This window comes from Lentzea sp. NPDC042327 (assembly GCF_040647275.1).
Taxonomy (GTDB): domain Bacteria; phylum Actinomycetota; class Actinomycetes; order Mycobacteriales; family Pseudonocardiaceae; genus Lentzea.
In genome coordinates this window covers 145,592-171,854 of the sequence record NZ_JBEZBX010000007.1, presented here as the reverse complement: position 1 = coordinate 171,854, position 26,263 = coordinate 145,592, and the positions used below count along the sequence as shown (strand labels likewise).

30 protein-coding genes and 1 pseudogene are annotated in these 26,263 nt (G+C 72.2%); 16 read left to right on the top strand and 15 right to left on the bottom strand.

Features of this window, described 5'->3' with window-relative positions:
• Positions 1 to 76: 76 nt before the first annotated feature.
• From AB0A63_RS19850 to AB0A63_RS19835, 4 genes are all read left to right on the top strand, one after another.
• Complete coding sequence (locus tag AB0A63_RS19850; RefSeq protein WP_360393126.1) at positions 77 to 1,195, top strand: glycosyltransferase; 1,119 nt, start codon at positions 77 to 79, stop codon at positions 1,193 to 1,195.
• Positions 1,192 to 2,202 (top strand): hypothetical protein, encoded by a 1,011-nt coding sequence (locus AB0A63_RS19845; protein ID WP_360393123.1) that lies wholly within the window; start codon positions 1,192 to 1,194, stop codon positions 2,200 to 2,202. The genes AB0A63_RS19850 and AB0A63_RS19845 overlap by 4 nt, the downstream gene beginning before the upstream one ends.
• Positions 2,199 to 3,662 (top strand): glycoside hydrolase family 130 protein, encoded by a 1,464-nt coding sequence (locus AB0A63_RS19840; RefSeq protein WP_360393120.1) that lies wholly within the window; start codon positions 2,199 to 2,201, stop codon positions 3,660 to 3,662. Before AB0A63_RS19845 ends, AB0A63_RS19840 begins: the two co-directional genes overlap by 4 nt.
• A 282-nt stretch (positions 3,663 to 3,944) precedes the next feature.
• Positions 3,945 to 4,904 carry a hypothetical protein gene (locus AB0A63_RS19835; RefSeq protein ID WP_360393117.1) on the top strand — a complete coding sequence of 320 codons (960 nt, stop codon included), beginning with the start codon at positions 3,945 to 3,947 and terminating at the stop codon, positions 4,902 to 4,904.
• Between the two features lies 1 nt (position 4,905).
• On the opposite strand, the gene AB0A63_RS19830 is transcribed toward AB0A63_RS19835, so the two are convergent.
• The 4 genes from AB0A63_RS19830 to AB0A63_RS19815 form a co-directional block, all read right to left on the bottom strand.
• Positions 4,906 to 5,697 (bottom strand): transglutaminase family protein, encoded by a 792-nt coding sequence (locus tag AB0A63_RS19830; RefSeq protein ID WP_360393114.1) that lies wholly within the window; start codon positions 5,695 to 5,697, stop codon positions 4,906 to 4,908.
• A 62-nt stretch (positions 5,698 to 5,759) separates the two neighbouring features.
• Positions 5,760 to 5,915: a DUF6307 family protein gene (locus AB0A63_RS19825; RefSeq protein WP_360393111.1), complete on the bottom strand. Its 156-nt coding sequence runs from the start codon at positions 5,913 to 5,915 to the stop codon at positions 5,760 to 5,762.
• Positions 5,912 to 6,454: a DUF5994 family protein gene (locus AB0A63_RS19820; RefSeq protein WP_360393109.1), complete on the bottom strand. Its 543-nt coding sequence runs from the start codon at positions 6,452 to 6,454 to the stop codon at positions 5,912 to 5,914. The genes AB0A63_RS19825 and AB0A63_RS19820 overlap by 4 nt, the downstream gene beginning before the upstream one ends.
• Positions 6,455 to 6,869: 415 nt before the next feature.
• Positions 6,870 to 7,343 (bottom strand): STAS domain-containing protein, encoded by a 474-nt coding sequence (locus AB0A63_RS19815; RefSeq protein WP_360393106.1) that lies wholly within the window; start codon positions 7,341 to 7,343, stop codon positions 6,870 to 6,872.
• A gap of 260 nt (positions 7,344 to 7,603) precedes the next feature.
• On the opposite strand from AB0A63_RS19815, the gene AB0A63_RS19810 reads away from it, so the two are divergent.
• From AB0A63_RS19810 to AB0A63_RS19800, 3 genes are all read left to right on the top strand, one after another.
• On the top strand, positions 7,604 to 8,224 hold the full coding sequence (locus AB0A63_RS19810; protein WP_360393103.1) for a hypothetical protein: 621 nt from the start codon (positions 7,604 to 7,606) through the stop codon (positions 8,222 to 8,224).
• 266 nt (positions 8,225 to 8,490) lie between these two features.
• Positions 8,491 to 9,672 (top strand): AI-2E family transporter, encoded by a 1,182-nt coding sequence (locus AB0A63_RS19805; protein WP_360393101.1) that lies wholly within the window; start codon positions 8,491 to 8,493, stop codon positions 9,670 to 9,672.
• Positions 9,669 to 10,709, top strand: a complete 1,041-nt coding sequence (locus AB0A63_RS19800) for an acyl-CoA desaturase (RefSeq protein WP_360393098.1) — start codon at positions 9,669 to 9,671, stop codon at positions 10,707 to 10,709. The genes AB0A63_RS19805 and AB0A63_RS19800 overlap by 4 nt, the downstream gene beginning before the upstream one ends.
• A gap of 445 nt (positions 10,710 to 11,154) precedes the next feature.
• Here the strand turns inward: AB0A63_RS19800 and AB0A63_RS19795 are convergent.
• The 5 genes and pseudogenes from AB0A63_RS19795 to AB0A63_RS19775 form a co-directional block, all read right to left on the bottom strand.
• Positions 11,155 to 11,355 (bottom strand): annotated as a pseudogene (locus tag AB0A63_RS19795) (arsenical-resistance protein); the annotation flags it as partial.
• 539 nt (positions 11,356 to 11,894) lie between these two features.
• Positions 11,895 to 12,284: an STAS domain-containing protein gene (locus tag AB0A63_RS19790; RefSeq protein ID WP_360393095.1), complete on the bottom strand. Its 390-nt coding sequence runs from the start codon at positions 12,282 to 12,284 to the stop codon at positions 11,895 to 11,897.
• On the bottom strand, positions 12,284 to 13,135 hold the full coding sequence (locus tag AB0A63_RS19785) for an STAS domain-containing protein (RefSeq protein WP_360393092.1): 852 nt from the start codon (positions 13,133 to 13,135) through the stop codon (positions 12,284 to 12,286). The genes AB0A63_RS19790 and AB0A63_RS19785 overlap by 1 nt, the downstream gene beginning before the upstream one ends.
• 101 nt (positions 13,136 to 13,236) lie before the next feature.
• Positions 13,237 to 13,812 carry a GNAT family N-acetyltransferase gene (locus tag AB0A63_RS19780; protein WP_360393089.1) on the bottom strand — a complete coding sequence of 192 codons (576 nt, stop codon included), beginning with the start codon at positions 13,810 to 13,812 and terminating at the stop codon, positions 13,237 to 13,239.
• Positions 13,809 to 13,967 carry an RGCVC family protein gene (locus AB0A63_RS19775; RefSeq protein WP_360393086.1) on the bottom strand — a complete coding sequence of 53 codons (159 nt, stop codon included), beginning with the start codon at positions 13,965 to 13,967 and terminating at the stop codon, positions 13,809 to 13,811. Before AB0A63_RS19775 ends, AB0A63_RS19780 begins: the two co-directional genes overlap by 4 nt.
• Positions 13,968 to 14,809: 842 nt before the next feature.
• Between AB0A63_RS19775 and AB0A63_RS19770 the strand changes: the two genes are divergently transcribed.
• From AB0A63_RS19770 to AB0A63_RS19760, 3 genes are all read left to right on the top strand, one after another.
• The gene (locus AB0A63_RS19770) at positions 14,810 to 15,091 is read left to right on the top strand and encodes a hypothetical protein (RefSeq protein WP_360393084.1); all 282 of its coding nucleotides are present in this window, start codon (positions 14,810 to 14,812) and stop codon (positions 15,089 to 15,091) included.
• Positions 15,088 to 15,291, top strand: coding sequence for a cold-shock protein (locus AB0A63_RS19765; RefSeq protein ID WP_360393081.1), 204 nt, complete (start codon positions 15,088 to 15,090; stop codon positions 15,289 to 15,291). Before AB0A63_RS19770 ends, AB0A63_RS19765 begins: the two co-directional genes overlap by 4 nt.
• Before the next feature lie 119 nt (positions 15,292 to 15,410).
• Positions 15,411 to 15,641 (top strand): hypothetical protein, encoded by a 231-nt coding sequence (locus tag AB0A63_RS19760; RefSeq protein ID WP_360393079.1) that lies wholly within the window; start codon positions 15,411 to 15,413, stop codon positions 15,639 to 15,641.
• Between the two features lie 80 nt (positions 15,642 to 15,721).
• Here the strand turns inward: AB0A63_RS19760 and AB0A63_RS19755 are convergent, their stop codons facing one another.
• Positions 15,722 to 16,942 carry a multidrug effflux MFS transporter gene (locus tag AB0A63_RS19755; protein WP_360393076.1) on the bottom strand — a complete coding sequence of 407 codons (1,221 nt, stop codon included), beginning with the start codon at positions 16,940 to 16,942 and terminating at the stop codon, positions 15,722 to 15,724.
• Between the two features lie 54 nt (positions 16,943 to 16,996).
• Between AB0A63_RS19755 and AB0A63_RS19750 the strand changes: the two genes are divergently transcribed.
• Positions 16,997 to 17,476 (top strand): MarR family transcriptional regulator, encoded by a 480-nt coding sequence (locus tag AB0A63_RS19750; RefSeq protein WP_360393073.1) that lies wholly within the window; start codon positions 16,997 to 16,999, stop codon positions 17,474 to 17,476.
• Positions 17,477 to 17,615: 139 nt separating this feature from the next.
• Here AB0A63_RS19750 and AB0A63_RS19745 read toward each other — a convergent pair whose 3' ends face one another.
• From AB0A63_RS19745 to AB0A63_RS19735, 3 genes are all read right to left on the bottom strand, one after another.
• Complete coding sequence (locus AB0A63_RS19745; RefSeq protein ID WP_360393070.1) at positions 17,616 to 18,134, bottom strand: SRPBCC family protein; 519 nt, start codon at positions 18,132 to 18,134, stop codon at positions 17,616 to 17,618.
• A 56-nt stretch (positions 18,135 to 18,190) separates the two neighbouring features.
• Positions 18,191 to 18,541, bottom strand: coding sequence for a hypothetical protein (locus AB0A63_RS19740; RefSeq protein ID WP_360393067.1), 351 nt, complete (start codon positions 18,539 to 18,541; stop codon positions 18,191 to 18,193).
• A gap of 99 nt (positions 18,542 to 18,640) precedes the next feature.
• Positions 18,641 to 19,504, bottom strand: a complete 864-nt coding sequence (locus AB0A63_RS19735) for a LysR family transcriptional regulator (RefSeq protein ID WP_360393064.1) — start codon at positions 19,502 to 19,504, stop codon at positions 18,641 to 18,643.
• Positions 19,505 to 19,589: 85 nt separating this feature from the next.
• Here AB0A63_RS19735 and AB0A63_RS19730 point away from each other — a divergent pair, with 85 nt between their 5' ends.
• A complete protein-coding gene (locus tag AB0A63_RS19730; protein ID WP_360393735.1) occupies positions 19,590 to 20,312 on the top strand; it encodes an SDR family oxidoreductase in 723 nt (240 codons plus the stop codon).
• A gap of 115 nt (positions 20,313 to 20,427) precedes the next feature.
• Here AB0A63_RS19730 and AB0A63_RS19725 read toward each other — a convergent pair whose 3' ends face one another.
• The gene (locus AB0A63_RS19725; RefSeq protein ID WP_360393061.1) at positions 20,428 to 21,879 is read right to left on the bottom strand and encodes an FAD-dependent monooxygenase; all 1,452 of its coding nucleotides are present in this window, start codon (positions 21,877 to 21,879) and stop codon (positions 20,428 to 20,430) included.
• 105 nt (positions 21,880 to 21,984) lie between these two features.
• On the opposite strand from AB0A63_RS19725, the gene AB0A63_RS19720 reads away from it, so the two are divergent.
• The 3 genes from AB0A63_RS19720 (at position 21,985) to AB0A63_RS19710 (ending at position 24,313) form a co-directional block, all read left to right on the top strand.
• Entirely contained in the window at positions 21,985 to 22,116 is a 132-nt protein-coding gene (locus AB0A63_RS19720; protein ID WP_360393059.1) for a hypothetical protein, read from the top strand.
• A 67-nt stretch (positions 22,117 to 22,183) separates the two neighbouring features.
• Entirely contained in the window at positions 22,184 to 23,725 is a 1,542-nt protein-coding gene (locus AB0A63_RS19715) for an MFS transporter (protein WP_360393056.1), read from the top strand.
• 3 nt (positions 23,726 to 23,728) lie between these two features.
• The gene (locus tag AB0A63_RS19710) at positions 23,729 to 24,313 is read left to right on the top strand and encodes a TetR/AcrR family transcriptional regulator (protein WP_360393053.1); all 585 of its coding nucleotides are present in this window, start codon (positions 23,729 to 23,731) and stop codon (positions 24,311 to 24,313) included.
• 8 nt (positions 24,314 to 24,321) lie between these two features.
• Here AB0A63_RS19710 and AB0A63_RS19705 read toward each other — a convergent pair whose 3' ends face one another.
• Entirely contained in the window at positions 24,322 to 24,963 is a 642-nt protein-coding gene (locus AB0A63_RS19705) for a DedA family protein (protein ID WP_360393051.1), read from the bottom strand.
• Positions 24,964 to 25,199: 236 nt separating this feature from the next.
• On the opposite strand from AB0A63_RS19705, the gene AB0A63_RS19700 reads away from it, so the two are divergent.
• Complete coding sequence (locus AB0A63_RS19700; RefSeq protein ID WP_360393048.1) at positions 25,200 to 26,261, top strand: hypothetical protein; 1,062 nt, start codon at positions 25,200 to 25,202, stop codon at positions 26,259 to 26,261.
• Positions 26,262 to 26,263 lie beyond the last annotated feature (2 nt).

Below are 26,263 nucleotides of genomic sequence, written 5' to 3'. Positions count from 1 at the left end.
GGCCTCACGCCGGGGCGCGAAGCCGTCTGCCCCGATCCGAAAGGCCCACCGCTCCATGGTTCGCACCTATGGCTTCTTGAGCACCTATCCACCAACACAATGCGGGCTCGCGACGTTCACCGCCTCCCTCCAGCGCCACCTCGCCGCCGTCACCCCCGGCAGCGGGAGCCGCGTCGTCCGCGTCCTCAGCGACGTCGAACCGCACACAGCGGAACCGTCGGCGGGGCACCCCATGCGTCCCGGTGGGGTGGAGGCCGCGGCCGCGGTCCTCAACCGGTGCGACGTCGCGCTGGTCCAGCACGAGTACGGGATCTACGCCGGCAGTGACGGCGAGGAGGCGCTGGACGTGCTCGCCCGGCTGCGGGTCCCGGTGGCCGTCGTGCTGCACACGGTGCTCACCACGCCCACGCCGGGACAGCGCCGGGTGCTGGAGGCGGTCGTCGACCGCGCCGACGCCGTCATCACCATGTCGGAGGCGGCCAAGAGCCGCCTCCTGGCGGGTTACGCGGTCGAACGGCCGGGCGAGGTCGTGGTGATCCCGCACGGCGCCGTGCCCGCCGACAGGCCGGCCTCCGCAGCACCGGGCCGTGGCCCGCTGGTCCTCACCTGGGGCCTGCTCGGACGCGGCAAGGGCGTCGAGTGGGGCATCGCGGCGCTCGCCGCGCTGCGCGACCTGCGGCCGCGGTACCTCGTGGCGGGTCAGACCCATCCCAAGGTGCTGGCACACGAGGGCGAGGCGTACCGGACGCACCTGCGTGAGCAGGCCGCCGCCGCCGGGGTGACCGACCTGGTCGAGTTCGACCCGGCCTACCTCAGCGCCGAGGCGCTGGCGGACCTGGTGGGCAGGGCCGATGTCGTGCTGCTGCCGTACGACTCGTCCGAACAGGTCACCTCCGGAGTGCTCGTCGAAGCCCTCGCCGCGCGCAAACCGGTGGTCGCGACGGTGTTCCCGCACGCGGTCGAACTGCTCGCGGACGGCGCCGGACTGCTGGTACCGCACCGCGATCCCGCCGCCATCGCCGCGGCGCTGCGCCGCGTGCTGACCGAACCGGGTGTCGCCGCGGGCATGCGCGACCGGTCCGCGGAACTGGGTGCCGTGCTGAGCTGGCCCGCCGTGGCGAACCGCTACCGCAGCCTCTGCGACACCCTCGTGGCGGACAGGCTGTTCGCCGACCGCGTCGCCGTGACGCGATGAGCGGCCTCGATTTCGCCCACCTGATCCGGCTGAGCGACGACACCGGTCTGCACGAGCACGCCGACGGCCCGCTGCCGCGCCGCGAGCACGGCTACTGCCTCGACGACGTCGCGCGGGGCTTGGTCGTGCTGAGCCGCGAACCAGCCCTGTCGGCTGAGCTGGCCGCTCTGGCCGAACACTTCCTGGCCTTCACCGCCTACGCGCAGGCCGAGGACGGGCGCTTCCACAACCGGCTCAGCCCCGATCGCCGGTGGATCGACGAACCGGGACTGGGCGACTGGTGGGGACGCGCGCTGTGGGGGCTCGGCACCGCCGCAGCGCGCAGCACGGTGCCCGCGATCCGGCGGACCGCGCTGGAGTGCTTCGACCGCAGCGCCCACCACAGGCCACCGTCGGTGCGCACGATGGCGTTCGCCGCACTCGGTGCCGCCGAGGTGCTGAGCTCCGAACCCCTCCACGCGCCCGCCGCCGCCCTGCTCGGCGACATCACCTCCTACATCGGTGGTCCCCGTCCGGACCCGAACTGGCCGTGGCCGGAGAACCGGCTGTTCTACGCCAACGCCGTGCTGCCGGAGGCGTTGATCGCCGCGGGTGACCTCCTGGGCAGCGACGAGGTCCGCGACGACGGGCTGCGGCTGCTGGACTGGTTGCTGGCCGTGGAGTCCAAGGACCGCCACCTCTCGCCGGTCCCGACCGGCGGGTGGTTCCTCGGCGAGCCGCGACCGGCGTTCGACCAGCAGCCCATCGAGGCGGCCGCCCTGGCCGACGCCTGCGCCCGCGCCTACCGGGTCACCGGGGACTCCGCGTGGCTCACCGGTGTCCGCCGCGCGATCGCGTGGTTCAGCGGGGACAACGACCTGGGCTCGCTGATGCAGGACGAGCACACCGGGGGCGGCTACGACGGCCTGACACCGCACGGCCCGAACACCAACCAGGGCGCCGAGTCGACCCTGGCGCTGATCTCCACCCGGCAACACCTCCGCACGCTCCAGCGGAGCGCCGGGTGAACGCCCGCGTCACGCGCAGCCCAGTGCGGCTGCGCCCGGACCCCCGCCGGGTGATCACCAAGCTGTTCGTGCCGGGAGAGGAGGTTCCCGAACACGAGTCCCGGTCGGCGGCCGTCATCCGGCGGGTGATGGCGCTGGACGAGACGACCGCGTGCGCCGCGCTCGAACGCACGGTCCGGCTGTTCGCCGGACGGCACCGCGACGTCCGCGCGACCTTCGCGGACAACTTCGCGAGCGTCAGCCACCGGCTGGCCCCGGACGTCGAGCTGTCCGAGTCCCGCCGTCTGCTGATCGGCGCGTACTTCACCCACGAGTACGCCGTCGAGGGTGCCGCGCTGTGCAACCCGTCCATGGTCCCCCACCCCGACCAGAGCGGGATGGCGCAGGGACAGCTGAGGTTCGTGCTGAGCGTGCGCGGGATCGGTGAGGGGCACCTGTCCTCGATCGGTTTCCGGACCGGCACGGCCGGTCCGGATGGCGTTCTCACCGTGGACCCGCAGCCGGGCACCACCAGCACCGGTCTGCGCAGGGACTCGGTCTACGACAAGGGCCTCTTCCAGGGCAAGCTCGCCGAACGCGGTCATGACGACGAGGTCTCCGCCGTGCTGAACCGCTGGCTGCCGGTGCGGTTCACCGGAGCGGAGCTCGACGAGCTGCTGACCGGTCTGCACCCGAAGCTGGTCGAGCGGCAGGCCGCTCACCGCACCGTCGAGCTGGTCAGGTGGATAGCCGCGTGCAACTACACCACCGAGTTCCCGCAGGAGTCGTCGGTGGGTGGACGGGTGCTCTGGCCGGCCGGCCCGTCGGAACGCCACGGCATGGAGGACGCCAGGTTCGTGCGCTTCACCGACGACGACGGCTCGCAGACCTACTACGCGACGTACACCGCTTACGACGGTGTCGACGTGGCGCCGCAACTGTTGCAGACCGACGACTTCCGCACGTTCCAGGTCACGCAGCTGACCGGTCCCGCCGCGCGCAACAAGGGGATGGCGCTGTTCCCCCGCCGCATCGGCGGCAGGTTCGCCGCGTTGTCCCGCGGAGATGGCGAGAGCACGGCCGTGACCACCTCCGCGGACCTCAGGACGTGGCAGCGACCCCAGGCCGTGGCGGCACCGGCCAGGGACTGGGAGCTCGTCCAGGTCGGCAACTGCGGCTCGCCGATCGAGACGCCCGAGGGCTGGTTGGTCCTCACCCACGGAGTGGGTCCGATGCGGCTCTACTCCATGGGCGCGATGCTGCTCGACCTCGACGACCCCTCGAAGGTGCTCGGCGCACTGCCGGAACCGTTGCTGACGCCGAGTCCCTCCGAGCGCGACGGCTACGTGCCGAACGTCGTCTACTCGTGCGGCGGCCTGCTGCACGGAGACACCCTCGTGATCCCGTACGGCGCGAGCGACGCGACCATCGCTCTGGCCACGACGTCGGTGACCGAGGTGATCGCCGCGATGGTCCCGTGACACCGTCCTGCGCGCGTGCCGCGACGGCACCCGAGCGACCGGCCTGACCGGCACGAGCGCTCGCCGGAAAGCTGTTCCGCACGACCGGGATCGCCGCTCCGGTGCCGGTCGCGCGGAGCCGGGAGAGCCTGCCACTGCTCGTCGCGCCGGCACCGCAACAGGTGCGGCGCCGCCTGCGCGTCGCCTTCGCCGACCTGCGGAACCTGGCAGGCTGGGTGTGCTTCGACGCCGGCCTGGTCACCGCTGCGCAACCACTTCTCGCACGCGCCGGCGCCGGCCGAGGTGGCCCGCGACGACGGGCTGATCGCCAACGCGTGCCACCGGCTCGGGCGGGTGTCCCTGCGCCACGGGCAGCTCGACGAAGCGTTGCGGTACTTCGACCTCGGCCGTCTCGCGGCCGCGCGCTCCGGCGACCGGCTCTCGACCGGCGTCCTGGCCGTCAACTCGGCGTGGGCGTGTGCGCAGAAGGGCGTCGAGCACAACGCCCTCACGTTGCTCGACCGCGGCCGGGAGGAGTTCGGCGCCGCGGACCGCGCCGAGGTGGTCGGCTGGGCGCGGTTCCTCACCGAGCCCGACCTGTCGGCCATGGGCGGAGCGGTGCACACCGTGCTGGCCGGCACCACGCACACCGCCGTTCCGCTGCTCCTCACGGCGGTCGACGGCTACGGCGAGGACATGCTCCGCAGCCGGGTGCTCAGCCTGGTGCTGCCGGCCACCGGTCATCTCGTCGGGGGAGACCTGGATGTCGGTGTCGCCACCGGCCTGCGGGCCGTCGAGTCGGCGACCGCGGTCGGCTCGGCCAGGGTGCGCGACCGCTTCCGCCCCCTCGCCGCGCAGGCGCGCAGCCACCCGTCCCACGCCGGGGCGCTCGACCTCGCCCACCGCATCGACTCGGGAACGCCACGGCGGCGTCGTGAGCGACGAGCGGCCGGTCGCGGCACCGAGGTCCGCGTACCGGCCCGGTCGTGCCGGTCGACCCGCCCGCCTCCGCGAGGACGACCGCAGGTGGCGGCGGGTTTCGGCGCGGTGCGGCGGACGTCGCGCCAGTCCACCGGCTCCGGGCGAAGGGGGTGGACGATCCGGCCGGGTGCGGCACGCGCTGCGCAGCAGGGTGCTCGCCGACCGGGCGGAAGTGGTGCTCGCCGGGCACCCGCGGATCGCGCTGGGCGAGGCGGTCGTCCTTCCGCGGCGGCGGGGTCGACGTGGCGGCTCCACGGCCGGCGGGTCGTGGCCACCACCTGACTCACCGCCACGCGGGCGCCAGGTCCTCCTCCACGTGGACGACCATCGACTCCAGCACAGGACTTCCGAACGTGGTGACCATCGCGACGTCGGCGGCGTCCCTGCCGCGGCCGACCACGACCCTGCCCTTGCGGGGCCCGCCGTTGCGCGGGTCGAAGGTCCACCAGCGGTCTCCCAGCCAGACCTCCATCCACGCCGCGAAGTCCATCGACGCCCCGTCCGGCCGCGCGTCGAGGTCGGGCAGGTAGCCGAGGACGTAGCGGGCGGGGATGTCGAGGGCGCGGCAGAACGAGATCGCCAGGTGCGTGAAGTCGCGGCAGAGCCCGATCTCCGCGGCGTTGACGCCGGCGGACAACGCCGTGGAGGTGCCGCAGCCGCTCTCCAGCGACTCGTGGACGTGCCGGCAGATCGCTCGCACCCTGCGGTATCCCGGCGGATGGGCGCCGAACCTCGACCAGGCCTCGTCGCCCAGCGCGTCGGACGCGCAGTAGCGGCTGGGCAACGTGTAGAGCAGCGCGTCATCGGGGAGGTCGTCGGGCCACAGCTCCGGCGCGTCCTCGTCCACGTCCTCGACGCGGTCGGGCACGTCCACCCACGCGACGTAGTTCACCGTGGACAGTCCGGGTGGCAGCACCAGGCGCGCGAGCCGGTTGCCGTACACGTCGAAGTGCTCCCGCACCGGCAGGTCGGGTTCGGTGAACAGGTCCTCACCGCTCACCCGCACGTGGTCCCGCCGGTCCGGTCCGACCAGGAACACCGCCGGGGTCGGCACCTCGGCGCGGTAGGTGAACACGCAGCCGACGCGGAGCAGGCGAGTGCTCCGCGTCGGTCGTGCCTCGCCGCTGTGGCGGAAGGTCACCGCACTCGCTCGGGGATGTGGTCGAGCGCGTGCAACACGTGCACGGCCAGAGCCCGCGCGGCCTTGCCGCCGAGCTCGGTGCGGCCGGTCAGCACGTCCTCCACCATCTTGAGCCGGCGGTCGTAGGCGGACGTGAAGGTCGATTCAGTCATTCTGCATCTCTCGTCTTCTGCTGGGGTACCCGGCCGCCCTCGGCTTCCCAGAAGTCCACAGTGGACTCCTCGGCTTCCAGGGCACCGATGCGGAACAGGTCTTCGACGGTGTCGGTGTTGTCGCGCCGGACAGCGCGCATCATCGTGTGGTGGGCGGCGGACGGGTCGGTACCGGGCGGTACGACCAGCAGCGCGAGGCGGCTCCGGTCACCCGCGACGAGGTCGAGGGTGTGCGCCGGCCTGGACCAGAACCCGTTGAGGCGGACGCGGACGCCGTCCACCGCGATCTGGCGCGGCGCCGTGTCCCAGCCGGTCAGGTCGTAGCTCACCCGCGGGATGTCGCCCAGCCGAACTGCCAGCACCGAGAGCAGTGCCGGCAGTTCGGCGGCGAGGTCCCGGGAACGCGGCCACCACGCACCGTCGACATGCCCCGTGACGAGCGCCTTCGGCCGCAACCGCAGTCGCAGCTGGTGATGCCGAGGCTGCTCCGTGGCCGTGACGGCCGGCGGGGCGATGGACCGGTGCGGAGCCGACGTCATGCCGGGACTCCCGTCTCCGGCCGAAACGGCCGGTTCTGGTTTCGCCGAGTACGACGTGAGCTTGACCGCTCAGGTACGAGATGTTCTCGGCACAATTGACACTACACTCTTTTTTCGCACTCAACCGATTGCACGTCCACTGATTTCTGACCGCCACCACCTGCCGACAGCGCTGCCGGCAGGTGGCACGCAGGGGCAGACCCGTTGCGCGGCCGTCCGCCCGCAGAATTCCACCGCGCCCACCGGAACGTTCTCGCCACGGTGCGCGAAATGATCCGAGGAGGTTTCGGCCGGCGATTTCCTGGCTGAGCCGGAAAATCGCCGGACGCCGGCGGCCGTTCCGTTCTCGCGAGAAATCGCCGACGAGCACGAACGTTCATCGGGCTCGCCGACGGGGGAACAGCCGCCCGGCGGATCAACGGAGGTCGCCGGGTCGGCGGGGGGCGGCCAGCCGCGACCTCGCCGGTGGCGACGCCGGGGCCGCGTGCTCGCACACCACCGCCTCGGCGACGTCGAGGTGGAGGTCGAGGACGGCTGACAGGCCGGTGATCGTCAGGGGCATGCACACCTGGCGGTTGCGCGCGACGACGCACAGCACCGCGCCGGCCTGCCGTGCCGTCTTCTCCAGGGCGACGAGGACGGTGAGTCCGGCCGCGCAGAGGAAGTCCACCCCTCCGAGGTCGAGAACGAGGTGGTGGGTGAGCCGCAACTGCCCGAAGACCTGATCGTGCAGCACCGCGCAGGTGATCCCATCCACCTCACCGCGCACGGCGACCACGACCGCTCCGGTGGGGGTCGTTCGCGCGGTGGTGGTGAGCAGTTCGGCGGGGCACCGGCTCGGCCGGGCCGCCCGCAGGCCGCCGGCACCGGTGAGATCGATGTGCACCACAGGAACTTCCTTCGTCGGCTGGCGCGACGCCGGGTCCAGGGCACGTGCCGCTGACGTTACACCGCAGTACCACCGAGGCGGAAGCTCCGCGTGCCGCGACGTCTCCCCCGCCGCACCGGAAGATCCACAGTGGATGATCGAGGACACCGGTCCCGCGGAGGTGGAGTAGCGTCGGAGGCATCAACGACTCCGAGCACGAAGAACGACCGGCCGCGGGCCCGACTCAGGTCAGGGGGAGGATCCGCGCGGGCGTCGCCGTGGTGGCGGTCCTCCTCGCGCTCCTCGCGGCGGTGCTGGCGGTGCTGCTCGGCCTCGACCAGGCCGGTGTGGTGCTGCTGGGGGTCCTGGGCTGGCTGGTCGCCCTGGCGGCTCGGCTCCCGGTGCTGGGCTCAGCCGGGCGGCTGCACGCCCTCCGGCGGCGCGAGACCATCATCGCGGTGGTGTCCGGTGCCACCGACGAGGTGGTCCGGCTCGCGCTCGTCGTGATCGTCGTCAGCGGTGTCGAGTCCGCGCTCTGGGCCGGGTTCGGCTGGGCGCTGGCTCAGCTCGTCTTCCTCGCCGCCACCGAGCTGACCAGGTTCAGCGGGCCCGTCGGACGGCTGGCCGCCGAACAGCTGAAGGCACAGGGCGGGTTCGTCAGCACGCACCCCGCGCACAGCGCAGCTCGTGGCATTACGACCATGTCGTTCCACCTCGGTGCGACGCTGCTGCTGAGCACCGGTCCGTGGTGGGTGGTGGTGACGGCGTTCGCACACCTGCTGGTGAACACGGGACTCGTGCGGTGGGCCGGAAGGCGGCTCGTGCCGGTCGAGCTGTTCGGCGCCTTCGTGAGCGCAGCGCTGCTGCTGGCAGGACTGGTCGGCACCGGGGTGCTCGGCTGACCGCGGGTGGAGCGTGCGCCGATCTTCTCCACCGGCTCCTCAAGCCGCCGGACTCGGCGTTGGAGCCGGTCCTTCCTCCCACCTGACCCCCGGCGGGACGTCGATCCCCGGATGCCCGGCGCCGCCGAGACCCGACAACGCCACAGCTCATCCGGGTTTGTGGTCCGGGCGGCGGGGAATCCCGTGCAGAGGTGCGCGGGCAGACCGCTGCCCCACCGATGACCCCGGACCCGGCGTCGGCGACCGACACCGGAGGTACAGCCGTCGTGATCACCGACCGCGGGGATTCGTCGCCCACGCGGACCGCAGTCCCCTTCACACTGCGCGTCAGCGCGGCTCTCGGCTGGCGCTTCCTCGTCGTCGTGGCCTCGCTGTACGTGATCGGTGTCATCTTCGGCCGGCTGGCATCGCTGGTGGTGCCGCTCGCGATCGCGTTGCTGCTGGCCGCGTTGCTCACACCGGCGGTCGGTTTCCTCATGTCGAAGCGGTTTCCGCGAGGTGTCGCGACGATGGTGGTGCTGGTGGGCGGGCTCGTCGTCCTCGGCGGACTGCTCACGTTCGTCGTGACGACCTTCGTCAACGGCATACCGGCCCTGGCCGCGCAGCTCGTCCGCAGCATCGACGCCGTGTCCGGCTGGCTCGTCGACGGCCCCCTGCACCTCAGCGAGACCCAGCTGCGCGAGTTCGCCGACCGGGTCGTCAAAACCTTGCAGGACAACCAGTCCGGCATCACGTCGAGCGCCATCACCACGGCCGCCACGGTCGGGGAGACCCTCGTGGAGATGCTGCTCGTGTTGTTCGCACTCGCGTTCTTCCTCTACGACGGCCCGAGGATCTGGCAGTTCCTCATCCGCGTCGTCCCCGACGGCCCTCGCCGCAGGGTGGACGTCGCGGGCAGGCGCAGTCTCGCCGCGCTGGTCAGTTACGTCCGCGCGACCGGGGCGGTCGCCGTGGTGGACGCGCTCGGCATCGGCATCGGACTGGCCGTGCTGGGGGTACCGCTCGCGGTTCCGCTGGCGGCGCTGGTGTTCATCGGCGCGTTCGTCCCGATCTTCGGCGCGGTGGTGGCGGGTGGTGTGGCCGTCCTCGTCGCGCTCGTCGCGAACGGCCCGGTGACCGCGGCGATCGTGCTGGTCATCGTGATCGCGGTGAACCAGTTGGAAAGCCATGTCCTGCAACCGTTCCTGCTGGGACGGGCGGTGAAGCTGCACCCCCTCGCGGTGGTGCTGGCCATCGCGAGCGGGCTCCTCGTCGCGGGCATCGCCGGCGCGTTGCTCGCGGTACCGCTGCTGGCGGTGCTCAACTCCGCGATCCGTTCCCTGCTGAGCGAGGCCGACGAGCACGTGGCACCCGCCGACGTGCACACCAGCGAACCCGAAGAGTCCGGACCGGACGAACCCGGACTGGACACCGAAGCCGACACACCGAAACCCGGAGCAGGCAGATGACCTCGACGCACGACGTGCTGACGAAGACGGCCGACCGTCCTCGCGGCAGCGACTTCGCCCTTCTGACCAAAGAGATCAAAGCCGCCGGACTGCTGGAGCGCCGTCACGGCTACTACGTGCTGCGGATGGCGGTCAACGGCGTCCTGCTCGGCGCCATCGCCGCCGCCTTCGTGCTGCTGGGCGACTCCTGGTGGCAGGTGCTGCTCGCCGTGGCCCTGGCCGTGGCCTCGACCCAGCTGGCGTTCATCGGGCACGACGCCGGGCACCGGCAGATCTTCCGCAGCCACCGTTCCAACGACGTGGTCGGGCATCTGCACGGCAGCCTGACCGGCATCAGCTACCAGTGGTGGGTCGCGAAGCACAACCGCCACCACGCCAACCCCAACCACGAGGACCACGACCCCGACATCGAGATCCACGCCCTCGCCTTCAGCCGCGCCCAGGCCAAGGACAAACGCGGCCTGAACGCCTGGATCACCAAACGGCAGGCCTTCCTGTTCTTCCCGCTGCTGCTCGCCGAAGCGGTCGTGCTGCGGATCTCCGGCATCGTCGCCCTGTGCCGCAACGAGCTGCGCAACCCGTGGCGCGAGGCCGCGCTCCAGATCGTGCCGCTGGCGGCGTACCTGCTGGCGGTCTTCGCCGTCCTCTCACCGTTGAAGGGGGTCGTGTTCATCGCCGTGCACCAGGGCCTGATGGGCGTGTACCTCGGGTGCTCGTTCGCACCCAACCACAAGGGGATGCCGATCATCACCGGTGAACAACGCCTCGACCACCTGCACAAGCAGGTGCTCACCTCCCGCAACGTCACCGGTGGCCGGTGGGTCGACGCGCTGCTCGGCGGGCTCAACCACCAGGTCGAGCACCACCTCTACCCGCACATGCCCCGCCCCAACCTGCGCCACGCGCAACCCGTCGTCGAGGACTTCTGCGGACGCCACGGAATCCCGTACAGCAAGACGACCATGGTCCGGTCGTACGCCGAGGTCCTGCGGCACCTGCACGACGCGGGTGCGCCGCTGCGCGGCACAGCACGATGACCGGTCCTGGGGAGACGCCGGCGAACGCCGTGTCCGCGGACGGGACGCGTCCGCGGTCGACCAGCGCCTGCACCTGGCCATCGGCTTCCCGGCGTCCGAACGCGACTGGGTCGTCGAGCGCCTGGCGGCTCTCGGTGCCCGCCTGCGCTCCTACCGCGATGACCGGGCGGAGCCGGAGAGAGCGGTGAAGTGCCGGGAAGCGCCGACCGGCGGGTGGGCTGGTCGGCGAGCGCGGCGTCGAGTTCGGGCCGATCACGTCGGCGCGATCCCGTGTGGTGCGTCCCAGAGGTGGCGGCCAGGCTGTCGAGCGAGGAGCCACCACGCCGTCAGGCCTGCTCCCGCTTCCTCCACCGACTGCGCAGCCACAGGCTCACGCACACGAGCGGGTCGTGGTCCGCTCGTACGACAGTCCGGACGCCTTGCCCAGCGCGTACGAACCGGCCTACATGATCGCGAAGGAGACCAGAAGCGGCACCGCGATCCGGACGACGTCGAGCGGGCGGCTCGTGACGGTCCCGCCCCGCAGCGCGAACAGGACGACGATCGTGAACAGCAGCCCGTACAGGGCGATCGGGCCGCCGCGCGGCAGGTACTCCGACTCGTACGACTCCCGGCCCTTCGACCGCTCCCCCAGCCTGCGGCTGATGGCGGTGTTCTCGACGCGGTACCGGCTCAAGTCCCGCGCCTCTCCCCGCTCAGCACGCCGTTCCGGACTCGTCATGACACGACCCCGGCCACTTGGATTGACGAAAGTCGATACAACAGGTGTGATCTGCGACGGAGGACCTTACCAGGACCGAGGAGGACCGCCGTGGCCGACACCCCCGAGGTGCTGGTCGTCCGCGTCCACAACGCGGGCCGTTCCCAGCCGGCCGCGGCACTGCCGCAACACCTCGGCATGGGCCGGGTGTGAGGCCGAGCGCCACGTCGGCCGTTCCGGGCGCTTCGCAGCACCCTCCGCCGTCGGCCTGCTCATCGGGCGCGTCGAACACACCGGCACCGCCGCACACACCGGCCTCGGGCAGCACCAGCTCGACCCGCCGGGTGGCCGCGAGGTCACCGGAGACCGCGCCAACGGCAGACCGGGCCCGCCCGGAGCCGGTCAGCGACAGGAACGTCGGCGCACGGCCGTAGCTCTTCATGCCGACCGGGCAGACCCCGGCGGGCGCTTCCGGCCGGGCGACCTCAGGCGTCCTGCGCGGCGTGACCGGAGCGCGCACCCCGGCCCGGTCGCCCGAGGAGCCGCACACCCTGTTCGAGGTCCAGGGCCGTGCGCACACCATCGAGCGCGAGGCCCAGCTCCACGAGCGTGATCGCCACGGCCGGGCGCATGCCGACCACGACGGTGTCGGCGTCGAACAGCCGGGAGATGGACGCGATCGTGGCGAACATCCGCCCGATGAACGAGTCGACGATCTCGACCGCGGAGATGTCGATGACGACACCGTGGGCGCCGGTCGAGCTGATCTTCTCGGCCAGGTCCTCCTGCAGCGCGAGCACTCCCTGGTCCCGCAGGTCGATCTGGACGGAGACCAGCAGCACGCCACCGATCTCGAGAATCGGGACGCGTTCCATCACACGGCCTCGTGGTCCGGGACGCCGACGCCCTCGTGGCGCAGGGCGTGCCTCAGGGCGTCGGCGAGCGAGGCCTTGGTGACGATGTCGCCGAACTCGATGCCCAGCGCCACGATCGTCTGCGCGATCTGCGGGCGGATGCCGGACACGATGCACTCCGCACCCATCAGCCGGGCCGCGACGACGGTCTTGAACAGGTGCTGCGCGACCTGCGTGTCGACGGCGAACACCCCGGTGATGTCGATGATCGCGTGCTCGGAGCCGGTCTCGACCAGCATCTCCAGCAGCTTCTCCATCACCACCTGGGTGCGCGCGGAGTCCAGCGTGCCCACCAGCGGCACGGCGAGGACGCCCTCCCAGATCTTGACGACCGGCGTGGTCAGCTCCAGCAACTGCTCCGACTGCTCGCGGATGATCTCCTCACGCGCCCGCGCGTACGACTCGAACGTCCACAACCCCAATGCGTCCAGCAGCGCGGAGAACGCGAGCGCCTGCCGGAACAAAGCCGGATCTTCGCCGTTCTCCACCAGCGCGAAGACCCCGCGCTTGAGCGAGAAGACGCTCGACGCGGTCTCCGTGGGCGTGAAGCCGCCCCGCACGCCGGAGCGGGAGTACTCCTGGAGGAACGACCGGACCTCGTCGAACGCCGGTCCGGAGACGTCCCGGCCGTCCGATCCCGCCAGCGGCAGCACGAGCTGCAACAGCTCACGGAAGTCGATGGTGAGCTCCGCCCTGGTCGAACGCCCGCGCAGCGGGGCCGCCACGGCGTCCACCCACTCCTCGACCACCCTTTCGGCGTTGGTCCGCAACAGCTCCGCCAAGTGGTTGGCTTGCCCTGCGCCTGCAGTCATACGAGCCTCCTGGGCTTCCACCTCCGCGGCCGGGGCTGACCACCCGCACGCCTGGTGGGGGCCAGGTCCGCCGGCACGAGGTGCGTTCGGTGCCGATGCGGTCAGTCGCGGTCTGGCGGGTGGGGCGAGGTCGGCGCGGCCGCGTCGAGGTCCGCCGCGCGGAGGCGGAACACCTGGAGTTCGGTGCCGAAGTACTTCGTGGTCTCGCCGACCCAGTGCATGCCGTTGTTGCGCACGGTGGCCGCCGCGCGGGTGTTGCCCGGCCGGACGACGGCGAACACCTCGTTCACGTCCTGGCTGAACGCCCAGGAGGCCAGGGCGTGGGTCGTCTCGGTGGCGTAGCCGTTGCCCCAGGTGTCGGGACGCAGCTGCCAGCCGATCTCCAGGTCCTCCTCGCCCGGCGGCAGCGGCAGCAGGACTGCCCCGCCGATCACCAGGCCGTCGCTGTCGCGCTGGATCGCCCAGCGGCCCGACGGCGCGGGCAGCCGCACGCTCTCCGCGGCCCACTGCTGCAACAGCAGCCGCATGGCCGCCCGGTCCGGAACCTGGTCCATCTCGGGACTGAGCCAGCGCGTCACCTCGGTGCGCCCGTACACGGCGAGTGCCGCGGCGGTGTCCTCGAGCTTCCACGGGCGCAGGGTCAGCCGCCCGGTGGTGAGCACGGTGGTGGTCGTCATGAGCAGATGCACCCCCGGGGCAACGCGGAGGCCGCAGTGGCGGTGCAGTACCGCACCCCGAGGGGGTCGTGCTCGCGCCACAGGTGCGGGCAGACGCCGCACACGCGACCGGCTTCGGCTTCGGTGTCGATGGTCAGTGGCTCGGACGTGGTCATGCGGGAACTCCGATGAACGGTGCTGCGAGGAAGAGGACGCCGGTGGAAGAGGCGCGAGGACACCAGGGCCGCGAAACGGGTCCGAGGTCGCCCCGGCGCTCCCAACCTCCAGCCGGACGGCCGGGTCTCGTGATGCGCCCAAGGCGGCACCAGCTCGACCGCTGCTGCACGACATGCCCTCGGTGTTCCCCAGTCTACGCCAGTCCCGGAGCCCGGCTCGCCGGTGCCGCCGCACAGCGCGACGCGCCCGCGAGTCCGCGGCGAAGTTCGGTCCTGTTAGGACAGTTCGCGCCGCGACCGGGACCCCGGCGCACCCCGCACCAGGGCCCGGCGGGTTCCTCCGAGCGCGGCGCACCGCGTTCGCGCTGAACGTGGGCGCCGGTCCGGCCGCCACCGCACGTCCCCGCGAGGTCGAGCCGGAGGAGCACCCAGCCCTCATCGTCCGAAGTGGACGGACATCGCGGATCACCCGTCTCCTGTGCCGTGATCGGGGTCTTCCTGCCCGCCACCGGTCGTGTTCGCGGAGCAGCGCGACCCGGCCCTCGCCGTTCGCGGGGGTGAGCCGGGCAGCCGGTCTCCGCGCACTCCCCCGCCCCACGCCCGTGACATCGCGGCGACGAGAACCGGTGCGGGGAAACCGGTCAGGAGCAGACCGGTGCGCGATGGAGTACTGTCGGCGGGGTTGGGGTTCCAGTTGCCGCATCCAGCCGCCGCGGGCCCCGATCCAATCCGGCGCTGTCGCCTTCGGCCGGAGATCGGAGCACCGGCTTGCCGCCGGACCGCCAGCTCTTCACCTCGTCCTCCCGAAGCCACCGCACCGCACCGGACGAGCAGGTGCGCTCATGACACGGACCGGTCAGATCGGCAGGCAGACCGGTGCCGCCGCGGATTTCACCGAGGCCAGGCTCGCCGCCGACGAGACGGGGGTCGTCCGGCAACGCCAAGCGGCCCGCCTCGTCGCGCAGCACTGCCACGACGCGCAGGACTGCCGCGACCTGCTCGCGATGCTGGGCCTGTCCGAACTCGCACCGCGTACCGCAGGTCCGACGCGGGACGAGCAGAAGACCACGACTTCCCCGGAGGCGCTCGGCGTGCACCGGACGACCGAAGGAGCACGTCGATGACCCAGGGAACCGTGAAGTGGTTCAACGGCAGCAAGGGGTTCGGTTTCATCGCCCCCGAGGGCGGCGGACCGGACGTGTTCGTGCACCACTCCGAGGTCCACGAGTACGCCTACCAGGGCATACCGGAACACCAGCCGGTGCAGTTCGAGATCAGGCAGGGCGACAGGGGGCCGCAGGCCACGTCGGTCCGCCTTCTCTGACAGGACAAGGCATCCGAAAGCGGGCCACCACCGGGTGGTCCGCTTTCTCCGCCGGTTCGCCGGTGGCGGACGGCCCCTCCTCGCGCGCCCGCTGAAGGCGCCGGCAGTACTGTCGCCCCATGACTGATGCACAGGGCGGTCCCACGCTCGGTCCCACGTTGTCCGAGTGGCTCAGCGCTCGCGGGGAGACCGAACGGCACCTGGCGGCGGCAGTCGGCGCCCCGGTCGACGCGAAGTGGGTGCAACGACTCGCGGACCTGCTCGCCACCGAGAGGTCCTGGCAGGAGCAGTACACCGACCTCCTCGCGCTCGGCAGTGCCGGTGGTCAGTTCCCGTCCTCGAACCGCTGAGCCGCCGACTGCCGGGAGCCACGTCCTCCATGACGCCGCCGGCGCGCGCTGCGGTCAGGCTTCGCGCGCGTCCGGCCCCGTCACGTCCGCACGGGCAGGCGGTCGACCTCGGGCGCGTCCACCTGCCGGGGCGCACGGCGCAGCAGCGCGCAGAAACCCGCCGCGATCGTGGCCAGCACCGCGATCGTGACCGCCATGGGCCACGTCGAGTGGCCCTCCCCCGCGCTCACCAACGGTGACACGACCGCGGCAAGCCCGAACTGCGACGCTCCCAGCACCGCCGACCCCGTGCCCGCCGCCTGCGGAACGGCGTCGAGGGCCAGTGCCGTGGCCGGCCCGAGCACGAACCCGAGGGACGCGACCGCGAAGAAGATCGGCACCACCAGCCAGCCCGCGCCGATGGGCAGCAGCGCCAGCACGAGCAGCACCACCGCGGCCGAGAAGAGCCACGTGACACCGATCGTGAGGATGCGGCGGGGGTTGCCGCGACGCAGCAGGCGGGAGGCGACCGCGCTGCTCGTGATCAGACCGAGCGCGTTGAGCCCGAACAGCAGGCCGTAGCTGACCGGCCCCATGCCGATGACGACCTGGTACAGGAACGGCGAGGCCGAGATGTAGGCCATCAGGACGGCGAACGAGAAGACGAACGTGGCCGTGGCGGTGAGGTAAGCCTTGCGCCCCAACGCGTGGAAACCGCCGGACCGCGCCGAACCCCGACGTGAGCGCGGGTGGGTCTCGCGCACCACGACCGCGGAACCGGCGAGCATCGCGACGGCGAGACCGGCCAGGACGAACAGCACACCGCGCCAGCCGATGCCGTCGATGAGCAGGCTGCCCAGCAGCGGGGCGACAACGGGTGCCACGCCGCTGACGATCATCATGAGGCTGAACGCGCGCGCGGCGATGCGGCCGGTGGCGAGGTCGGCGATGACCGCGCGGCCGATGACCATGCCCGCGGCGGCGCTCAGGCCCTGGAAGAGGCGGCCGGCCAGCAGGACCTCGATCGTCGGTGCGGTGGCGACGAGGAGGCTCGCGGCCACGAACACCGCCGAGCCTGCCAGCAACGGGCCGCGGCGGCCCCAGCGGTCCGACAGGGGACCGAAGACGAGCTGGCCGGCGGCGAGGCCGAGCAGGAACGTCGTGAGGGTCAGCTGGACGGCGGTGTCGGTGGTGGTGAGGTCGGTGGCCATGCGCGGGAACGCGGGCAGGTAGAGGTCGATGCCGAACGGGGCGACGCTTGCCAGCAGGGCCAGCACGAGCAGGAGCGGCGTGGGGACGGCGCCGCGCGCGGGGGTGTCCACGCACTCTCCTATCGGTTGATAGCTATCAGCTGACAGCGAAGTTATCATGTGGCCGTGGACGAGGACCAGAAGGCGCGGTTGTTCGAGCTCGCCGACCTGATCGCGGCGGTCGGACGGCAGATCCACGCCGCCAAGGAGGTGCTGCACCGGGAACCGCTGACACCGGTGGAGATCGCCGCGATGCGGTTCATCGACCGCAACCCCGGCACGTCGGCGGGGGTGGCGGCGGAGGCCACCCACCAGATCTCCAGCAACTTCAGCCGGGCGTTGCGCAGCCTGGAGAAGAAGGGGCTCGTGCACCGCGAGGCGGATGCGGAGGACGCGCGGCGCGTGCGCCTCTACCCCACCGCCCGCGCGCAGGAGAACCTGCGGCGGTTGAGCGTGCTGTGGAGCGATCTGCTCGACGACGCGGTGTCCGATGAGGACGACGTGGAGTCGATGATCTCGACGCTGCGGCGGATCGAGGCGAAGCTCGGCGAGAAGGCCCGCGCCCGCGCCGGTCAGGGCGGTGGGGGCGAGCCGGGGTCAGGCTGACGGGCCGCCGAGGTGGCGGGCCGGGAAGCGGCCGGCAAGACACCGGCCGGGGACACGAGGGTGCCGCGGTGTTCCCAGGGCCACGGAAAGGCCCCACCTGGCCGTGGCCGGAACACCGCGGCGGACTCGTGCGGCCCGGTCAGAGCTGGCCGGTACCGGGCGCGGTCTGGCCGGGCGCGGTCTGGCCGGGCGCGGTCTGGCCGGGGCGGTCGACGTCACCGCGCCACGCACCGGTCTCGGCTCCCCCGCGCTCCTCGATGAAGGTCTTGAACCGGTCGAGGTCGCCCTGCACGCGGCGGTCGAGGACGCCGAGCTTGTCGGCGACGTTCTCGACGAAGCCCTCCGGGTCGATGTCCATCTGCACCGTCACGCGCGTGTGGCGGTCGTCGAGGCGGTGCACGGTCACCACACCGGCGTGGTCGGGGCCGCTGTCGGAGCGCCACGCGACCCGCTGGTCGGGGTGCTGCTCGGTGATCGTGGCGTCGAACTCGCGCTTCACGCCGGCGATGCTGACCGTCCAGTGCGTGTGGGTGTCGTCGAGCTGGTCGATCCGGTCGACGCCCTCCATGAACCGCGGGAACTCCGCGAACTGGGTCCACTGGTTGTAGACGCTGGTCACGTCCGCCTCGACGTCGACGGACTTGGTGATCGTGCTCATGCTCGGAACTCCCTGCGGTTGAGGTGAACGCGTTGGCGGACGCGGACGACCGGCGGTCAGCGGCGCAGGCCGAAGACCCCGCACAGCACCGCCCAGGTCACGGCGAACACCGCGACCTTGCGCCGTGCCGCGGGGTCGGGCAGCGTCAGGCCGAACACCGCCGCGTCCGAGAGGTCCGCGGCGACGCGCGTGGCCACGGCCGTGCGCAGCGGTCGCCCCGTAGGTGCGAGGACCATCGCCAGGCCGATCGCGGTGTCACGGGCCCCGATGGCGGCGACGAGCGTCCGCACCGGTCCCGGCACGTCATCTCCCCGCGTGGTCAGGCCCGTGGGCTTGGCCAAGATCCGCGGGGACACGATCAACGCGGCGCTGTACGCGGCGGTCACCGCACCCAGCACACGTGTCATGACCACACCGGCACCATCACGGGACATTCCCGTCTCCTCTCGACACGACCGGGTCATCCGCCGCTATAGCGATACCCGAGAAATCGACTCAGAAACGGTTCACCCTGGGATTCGCACCGATTCGGTGACGGTGCGGACGAACGACGCGAGCGCCGGCGAGCGGTTGCCGGGCCGCCAGGCGAGCACCGTCGTGACTTCCGGCGCGTCCACGACGGGCACCGCCACGTGCTCCGGCCACTGCCACGCCCGGCTGGACGCGGGGATCACGAGCAGCGTCCTGCCGAGCGCCACGAGCTGCGCGAGCTTCGACTGGGTGCGCACCTCCGGCCCCGGACCGTCCGGATAGGACCCGTCCAGCCGCGGCCAGCGCGCGATCGGCAGGTCCGGCACGTGCTGGACCTCCGCGAGCGTGAGCTCCGCGCGGGCCGCGAGCGGGTGGGCGGCGGGCAGGATCGCGACCTGCCCCTCCACCACCAGGTCCTCGGTGTCGAACCCGGCCAGGTCGTCGTAGGGGCGGTGCATGACCGCCACGTCCGCGGTGCCGTCGCGCAGCAGCCCGGCCTGCTCGCCGACCTCGCACAGCAGCACCTCGACCGGCACCGGGTCGGGCGCGCTGCCGACGGCGTCGAGCAGGCGCTGCAACAGCTCGTGGGACGCGCCGGCCTTCGTCACGAGCACCAGCGGGCGGCGTTCGGCCGCGGCCTGGCGGGTGCGGCGCACGGCGGCCGAGACCGCGTCGAGGGCCAGGCGGGCTTCGTGCAGCAGCACGCGACCGGGTTCAGTGAGGGCCACGCCGCGGCGGTCGCGGTCGAGGAGCTGGACGCCCAGGCGGTGTTCGAGCTGCCGGATCGCGCGCGAGAGCGGCGGCTGGGCGATGCCGAGGCGGTCGGCGGCGCGACCGAAGTGCAGCTCCTCCGCGATTGCGACGAAGTAGCGCAGCTCGCGGGTCTCGACGTCGTGCACCCCGTCCAGCGTACGCGCGCTGATACCCGTGGAGTATCACGAGGTACTGGATCGATCTTGGACGCCGTCCGCGGCGGCGCTGAGCATGGGTGGTGTGAACAAGAAGACCGCGCTGGTCACCGGCGCGAACAAGGGAATCGGTTTCGCCATCGCGCGCGGGCTCGGGACGATCGGGTTCCGGGTGGCGGTGGGTGCACGTGACAGCGCACGACGCGAGGAAGCCGTTGCGCGCCTGCGAGATGAGGGCATCGACGCGTTCGGGGTGGCGCTGGACGTCACGTCCGGCGAGAGCGTCACCGTTGCGGCGAAGACGATCGAGAAGACCGCGGGCGGGCTCGACGTGCTCGTCAACAACGCGGGCATCGCCGGCCGCTTCGACGGTGGCGCGCAGAACCCGTCCACACTGGACCTCGACGTCATGCGGACCGTGTTGGACACCAACGTGTTCGGCGTCGTGCGCGTGACGAACGCGGTGCTGCCGCTGCTGCGCAGGGCCGAGTCGCCGCGGATCGTCAACATCTCCAGCACCATGGGGTCGCTGACGTTGCAGACCGGGCCGGTGCTGGCCGCCTACGCGCCGTCGAAGTCGATGCTCAACAGCATCACCGCGCAGTACGCGCGCGAACTCGCCGGCACGAACGTCATCGTCAACGCCGTCTGCCCCGGTTACGTCGCGACGGACTTCACCGGGTTCAACGCACCGCGGACGCCCGAGCAGGGTGCGGCGGTCGCGATCAGGCTCGCCACGCTGCCCGACGACGGACCGCGCGGCGGGTTCTTCGACGACGGGGGCCCCGTTCCCTGGTGACGTGCTGAGGCGGGTCGCCAGCCGCGCCCGCCACCCCTGCCTCTACCGGCGTCTGCAAGTACCACCCGGCCTTGCGATCAAGTCGGAGGCGCCCAGGGGAAGGCACTGCCGGCGTTCAGGGAGAGGCTGGTGCGGTGACCGGGCCGAACCAGCGGGCCAGGTGCGCGTCGAGGTCGTGCTGGTCCTCCCCCGCCCACGCCACGTGCCCGTCCGGGCGCAGCAGCACGCACGGCGCGTCCACGTCCGCGGAGGGATCGGCGAGGAGGTCGACCCGGTCCGCCCAGCCACCGACGCCGAGGCGCCCGGTGCGGTCGAGCAGCAGGCCGCGGCCGCGGTGCAGCCGGTCGTAGAGCCGGCCCTGCGCCACGTCGAGGTCGCGCAGCCGCCGGCCGACCAGGTCGTGGCCTCCTCCGAGGTCGTAGCGCAGGCCGATCGCGGTGGTCTTCTCGGTCAGGTGGCGGTTGACCACGTCGAAGTCCATCAGCTCGGTGAGCAGCCGGCGCAACGCCCGCGCGCCCGGTTCGGGGGACGCCAGCAGCACCTGGGCGCGGGTGCTGTCCAGGACGTCCGCGGCGACCGGGTGCCGTTCGCAGTGGTAGGTGTCCAGCAACCCCTCCGGTGCCCGGCCGCGGACCTGCGCGGCGAGCTTCCAGCCGAGGTTGACCGCGTCCTGCACGCCCAGGTTGAGGCCCTGGCCACCGGCGGGCGGGTGGACGTGCGCCGCGTCGCCGGCCAGCAGCACCCGCCCGACCCGGTAGTGCTCGGCGAGCCGGGTGGCGTCACCGAAGCGGGACAGCCAGCGCGGTGAGTGCACGCCGAAGTCGGTGCCGGCGATGGCCAGCAGCGCCTGCCGGAAGTCGTCGAGCACCGGCGGTTCGCCGCGGTCGCTGACGTGCGGGGCGGGGACGACGACGCGGTGGACGCCGTCGCCGAAGGGGTTGACGTCGAAGAACCGGCAGGTCCGCCTGACCTCGGCCACCTTGGCGTCGATCTCGTCCTGCGGGGCGCTCACCGCCAGCGCGCCCATCAGCGTGTCGTTGCGCGAGGGTTCACCGGGGAAGCCGACACCGAGCAGCTTGCGGACCGTGCTGCGCGCGCCGTCGCAGCCGACGAGGTAGCGGGCGCGCAGCCGTTCGCCGCCGGCCAGCTCGACGGTGACGCCGTCGTCGTCCTGGTCGAGTCCGGTGACCGCGCAGCCGCGCCGGACCAGGGCACCCAGGTCGGCCGCGTGCCGTTCGAGGACGTCGACGACGACCGGTTGCGGCATGCCCAGCAGGTAGGGGTGCGCGGTGTCGAGGCCGGCGGGTGCCGGCTTGTCGATGGCGGCGAAGAACGCGGAGGCCGGCCGGCGGCGGCCGCGGTCGAGGAGGCGGTCGAGCAGGCCGCGCATGGCCATCAGTTCGAGGGTGCGGGCGTGCAGGCCGACGATGCGGACGACCGAGGCGGGTTCGGTGTCGCGGTCCAGGACGAGCACGCGCACGTCGTGCAGGCGGAGCTCGGCGGCCAGCACGGCGCCGGTCGGACCGCAGCCGGCGATGATCACGTCGGGGTGGTCGGTGGGATGCATCAGTGGGGCCTTTCGGGAGTGGCTCGGTGGTCGAGGCGCTCCCGGCGACACCTGCGTCAGTCGCCCGGCCGTGACGGGAGGAAGAGCGCCCACGGCGTTGCGGTCATGGGTCTCACCTCCTCGGTCAGCATCACGTTCGCCGGGAAGCTACAAGCCCGGCGCGTTCTTCGTCCACCGCTTTTGCCGCGGGTGGCGTTCGGCAAGGCCCGCCTGAAGTTCCTCGTCCTGATCCGCTGACACTCGTCAGGGCGAACGGACCGGCGACACCCACGGTATTAAACCGTCCAGCCGGTACAATAAGTCCGTGACTCCTGAGAACACCCCTGCGGCGGCGACAGCGCCGACTCTCTATCGCCGCAGGTGGGCGGCGTTGGCGGTGCTGGTCGGCTCGATGTTGCTGCTGGCCATCGACGGCACGGTGCTGTACCTGGCGGTGCCGTCGCTGACCGCCGACCTGGCCCCGAGCTCGACGCAGGTCCTGTGGATCGGCGACGTCTACGCGCTGGCGCTGGCAGGTCTGCTGGTGACGACGGGCACCCTGGCCGATCGGCTCGGACGCAAGCGGGTGCTGCTGGCGGGCACCGCGGCGTTCGGTGCGGCGTCGGCGCTGGCGGCGTTCGCGCCGGACGCGGAGATGCTGATCGCGGCACGGCTGCTGCTGGGCGTGGCGGGCGCGACGATCATGCCGTCGACGCTGTCGATCATCCGGAACATGTTCCCCGACCAGGCCGAACGCACCAGGGCGATCGCGATCTGGTCGGCGGCCTCTGCCGGCGGGATGGCGCTGGGGCCGCTGGTCGGCGGGGTGTTGCTGGAGCACTTCTGGTGGGGCTCGGTGTTCCTGATCAACGTGCCGGTGGTGCTGGTGTTCCTGGTGGCGGGCGCGGTGCTGCTGCCGGAGTCGCGCGACCCGCGGCCCGGCCGGTTCGACCTGCTGTCCGCCGCGCTGTCGATGGCCGCGGTCGTGCCGCTGGTGTACGCGGTCAAGCACGCCATCGGCTCCGGGGTGGACCTCGCGGCGGTGCTGACCGCGGTGGCCGGGGTGACCGCGGGCGTGCTGTTCGTCCGCCGTCAGCGGCGGCTGGAGACACCGCTGATCGACGTGGGGCTGTTCGCGAACAGGGCGTTCAGCGGAGCGGTGCTGGCCAACTTCGTCGCGATCTTCGCGCTCATGGGCGTGCTGTTCTTCTTCTCCCAGTACCTGCAGCTCGTCCGCGGTCTGCGCCCGCTCGCCGCCGGGCTGGTCGAGCTGCCCACGACGGTCGCGTCCATCCTGGCCGTGGCGGTGGTCGGCGTGCTGGTGGCACGGCTGGGCACCGGCCGTGCCGTCGCGGCGGGCCTGCTGTTCGCCGCGCTCGGCCTGGCGCTCGTCGCCGTCGCCGAGAGCTCCGACCACGTCCTGTGGCTGGCGGCGGCGCTGGTGCCGCTGGGGCTGGGCATCGGCGTGGCGATGACGCTCACCACCGACGCCGTGGTCTCCGCGGTGCCGTCCGAACGCGCCGGTGCGGCCTCGGCCATCTCCGAGACGGCCTTCGAGCTGGGCGGCGCGCTCGGCATCGCGTTGCTCGGCTCGACGGTGAGCCTGGTCTACCGGGCGGCGCTGGAGCTGCCCGCGGGCCTGACCGGCACGGCACGGGCGGCCGTGGAGGACTCGCTGGCGGCGGCCGTCAACACCGTCCGCGACAACGCGGGCGTGCTGGAGGCGGCACGGGCGGCGTTCACCACCGCCATGCAGGTCACGTCCGTGGTCGCCGCGGCGACCACGGTGATCGCCGCCCTCATCGCCTGGCGCACGATCCCCTCCGGTAGGAAGAGCGGCACCACCACGGCCCCGATCGAGGAGTAGTCCATGCCGCGTGTAGCCGGGCGCACCCCCGAGGACACCCGCCGCGCGCTGCTGGACGCCGCGGGCGTGTGCATCCGCGCCCGCGGCACCTCCGCCACCCTCGACCACATCGCGCGGGAGGCGGGCGTGTCCAAGGGCGGTCTCCTGCACCACTTCGCCACCAAGGACGACCTGGTGCGGGCCCTGGCCCAGGACCTGTTCGACCGGTTCCGCGCCGACGTCCTCGCCGCCGTGGACCCCGCCGACACCGGGCCGGGCCGCCTCACCCGCGCCTACGTCCGGGTCAGCGCCGCCTTCTCGCAGGACCCCGGCAACTTCCGCGACCTGGTGCCGCTGCTCAGCCACCTGGTCGCGATCCCGGAGATCATCGACCTCGCTCGCGACGACACCCTGCGCTGGCACGGCGACCTCGCGGCCGACGGCCTCCCGCCGCACGTCACCGCACTGGTCATGGCCGCGGCCGACGGGATCAGCGCCATCCCGACCTGGCACCACCACCCCGACCGGCAGCCGCTGGTCGACCTCGAGGCCCTCCTGCTGAGCCTCACCACGCCCGGCCCCGCCTGGGAGCACCTCGCCCCGGCGTGAGCGACGGCTCAGGCGACCTCTTCCAGCTCCCGCGGTTCCGCCGCTGCCTTGCCGCAGCGGCGCAGCACGACGACCGCGCCGACCACCACCGCGATGCCCAGCAGCACCCACATCGCGCCGTTGAAGACGGACTCGACGTACTTCGCGGAGGCACCCGCCGCGGAGCCGATGCCGATGTGCAGCGCCGACCAGCACGCCGCACCGGCGACCGAGGCAGGCAGGAACCTGCGGTACTCCAGCTTCGACGCACCCGCCGACGCCGGCACGAGCGTCCGCACGACGGGCATGAACCGGGCGACGAACACCGCCCACGCCCCGCGCCGCCGCAGCAGGTCGCTCGCCTTGTCCCAGTGCTGCCGCCCGATCCCGCGGACCAGCCGGCTGTCGCGCAGCCGGTCGCCGTAGCGGCGCCCGAGGTAGTAGCCGATGCTGTCGCCCGCCACCGCGCACACCGTGACCACCAGCCACATCACCGCGAACCGGGGCACGCTCGTCACCGTCGTCGAGGCGAGCAGCAACGCGGTCTCCCCCGGCGCGAGGAACCCCACGCCGAGCGTGCACTCGGCCAGCGTGAGCGCACCGGTCACCGCCAGCACGGCGGGCTGCGGCAGACCGGCCAGGCCTTCGAGGGCGTCGGTCAAGAAGGCCATGAACTCTCCCGCGGCAGGCGTCGGCGCGGTGGCTCGACGGTGGACTTGCGGACAGTTCACCGGAGCGGCCGCTGCGCGCACATCGGTCCGCGGTCTGAAGAGCGGTACACCTCAGGGGGTAAGGGGACCCCCCGAGTGGTGGGGGACGTCCCCGTCAGGTGGATGCCCCGGAACGATCGTTCGCCTCCGAACCGGAGCACCGGTCAGTAGGCTGGGCGTGCTGTGAGAGGAGCGCGATGAGCTACTCCACCCCGTTCCGGCGCGACGACGGTTTCCACCGCGAGAAGCGGCAGGAGGACACGTCGGTGGTCGCCCAGGCGCGGCAGGCGGCGGAGCAGCTCCCCGCACCTCCCGCGGACGACAGGGTCGCCGCACGGCCGCTGCGGCAGAAGGAGGAGCCGGCTGCCGCTGCGCCACCCGTGCTCGAACTGCTGCTGCACCACGAGGAAGAGCGCGCGGCGGCGCGGGCCTCCGGTGACCTGCGGCTCGCGGCCACCGCGCTCGTCGGGGTCGTCCAAGACCTGGACGTGTTGCTGGACAGCGTGGAGGACCACCTGCGCCAGACCTCCCGCCGCAGGTCGCGGCAACGGGTGCGGGAGGCCATGCCGCACCTCGTGGCGATCTCCGCGATCTCCGCGCTGCCCTGGGCGGAGGTGGGCGAGTTCCTCGACCTGCCACCCGACCGGGTCGCGGCCGTGCTGGACTCGCTGGCCCGGCACGGTGGCATCAGTCCCGCCCAGCGGCAGCGGGCGCTGGAGCAGATCAGGTGGCTGCGCGGCCAGTTGCGGCAGGTGGTGGCCACCCGGGACCACTCGTTGCTCGACCGGCTGCTGGCGTTCGTGTCGAAGTTCGTCCTGCTCGGGTTCGTCGTCCTCGCCTCGGCGGCCTCGGGCGCGTTCGCCGTGAGCGAGTCGGTGCTCAAGGAAGTCGTCAAGACGGGGGTCGTCGCGCTGGTCGCCGCCGCCTTGCAGATGAGCGTGGACCACGTGCTGGGAAAACGCACCAGGCAGGGCCGGCACAGCGCTGCCCGGGACGAGCACGCCGCGCTGGTCTCGGAACTGTCCGCGGCGGAGAGCCTGTGGGAGGCACCCGCGTACGACGGGGAGCACGCGGTCGTGCGCACGCGGGTGGCGGTGCGCATGTGCGCTGTGCGGGTTGCGTCGATTCCGTTGGAGTGGCGGGAGAAGTGGCGCTACTGGGACCTGCTCGACGAGCTCACCGCGGCGCTGGCCGAGGACACGCCGGACCGCCTTCGGGTCGGGCTGAGGAGGATCACCGCGCTGAGCCCACCGGCGTGACG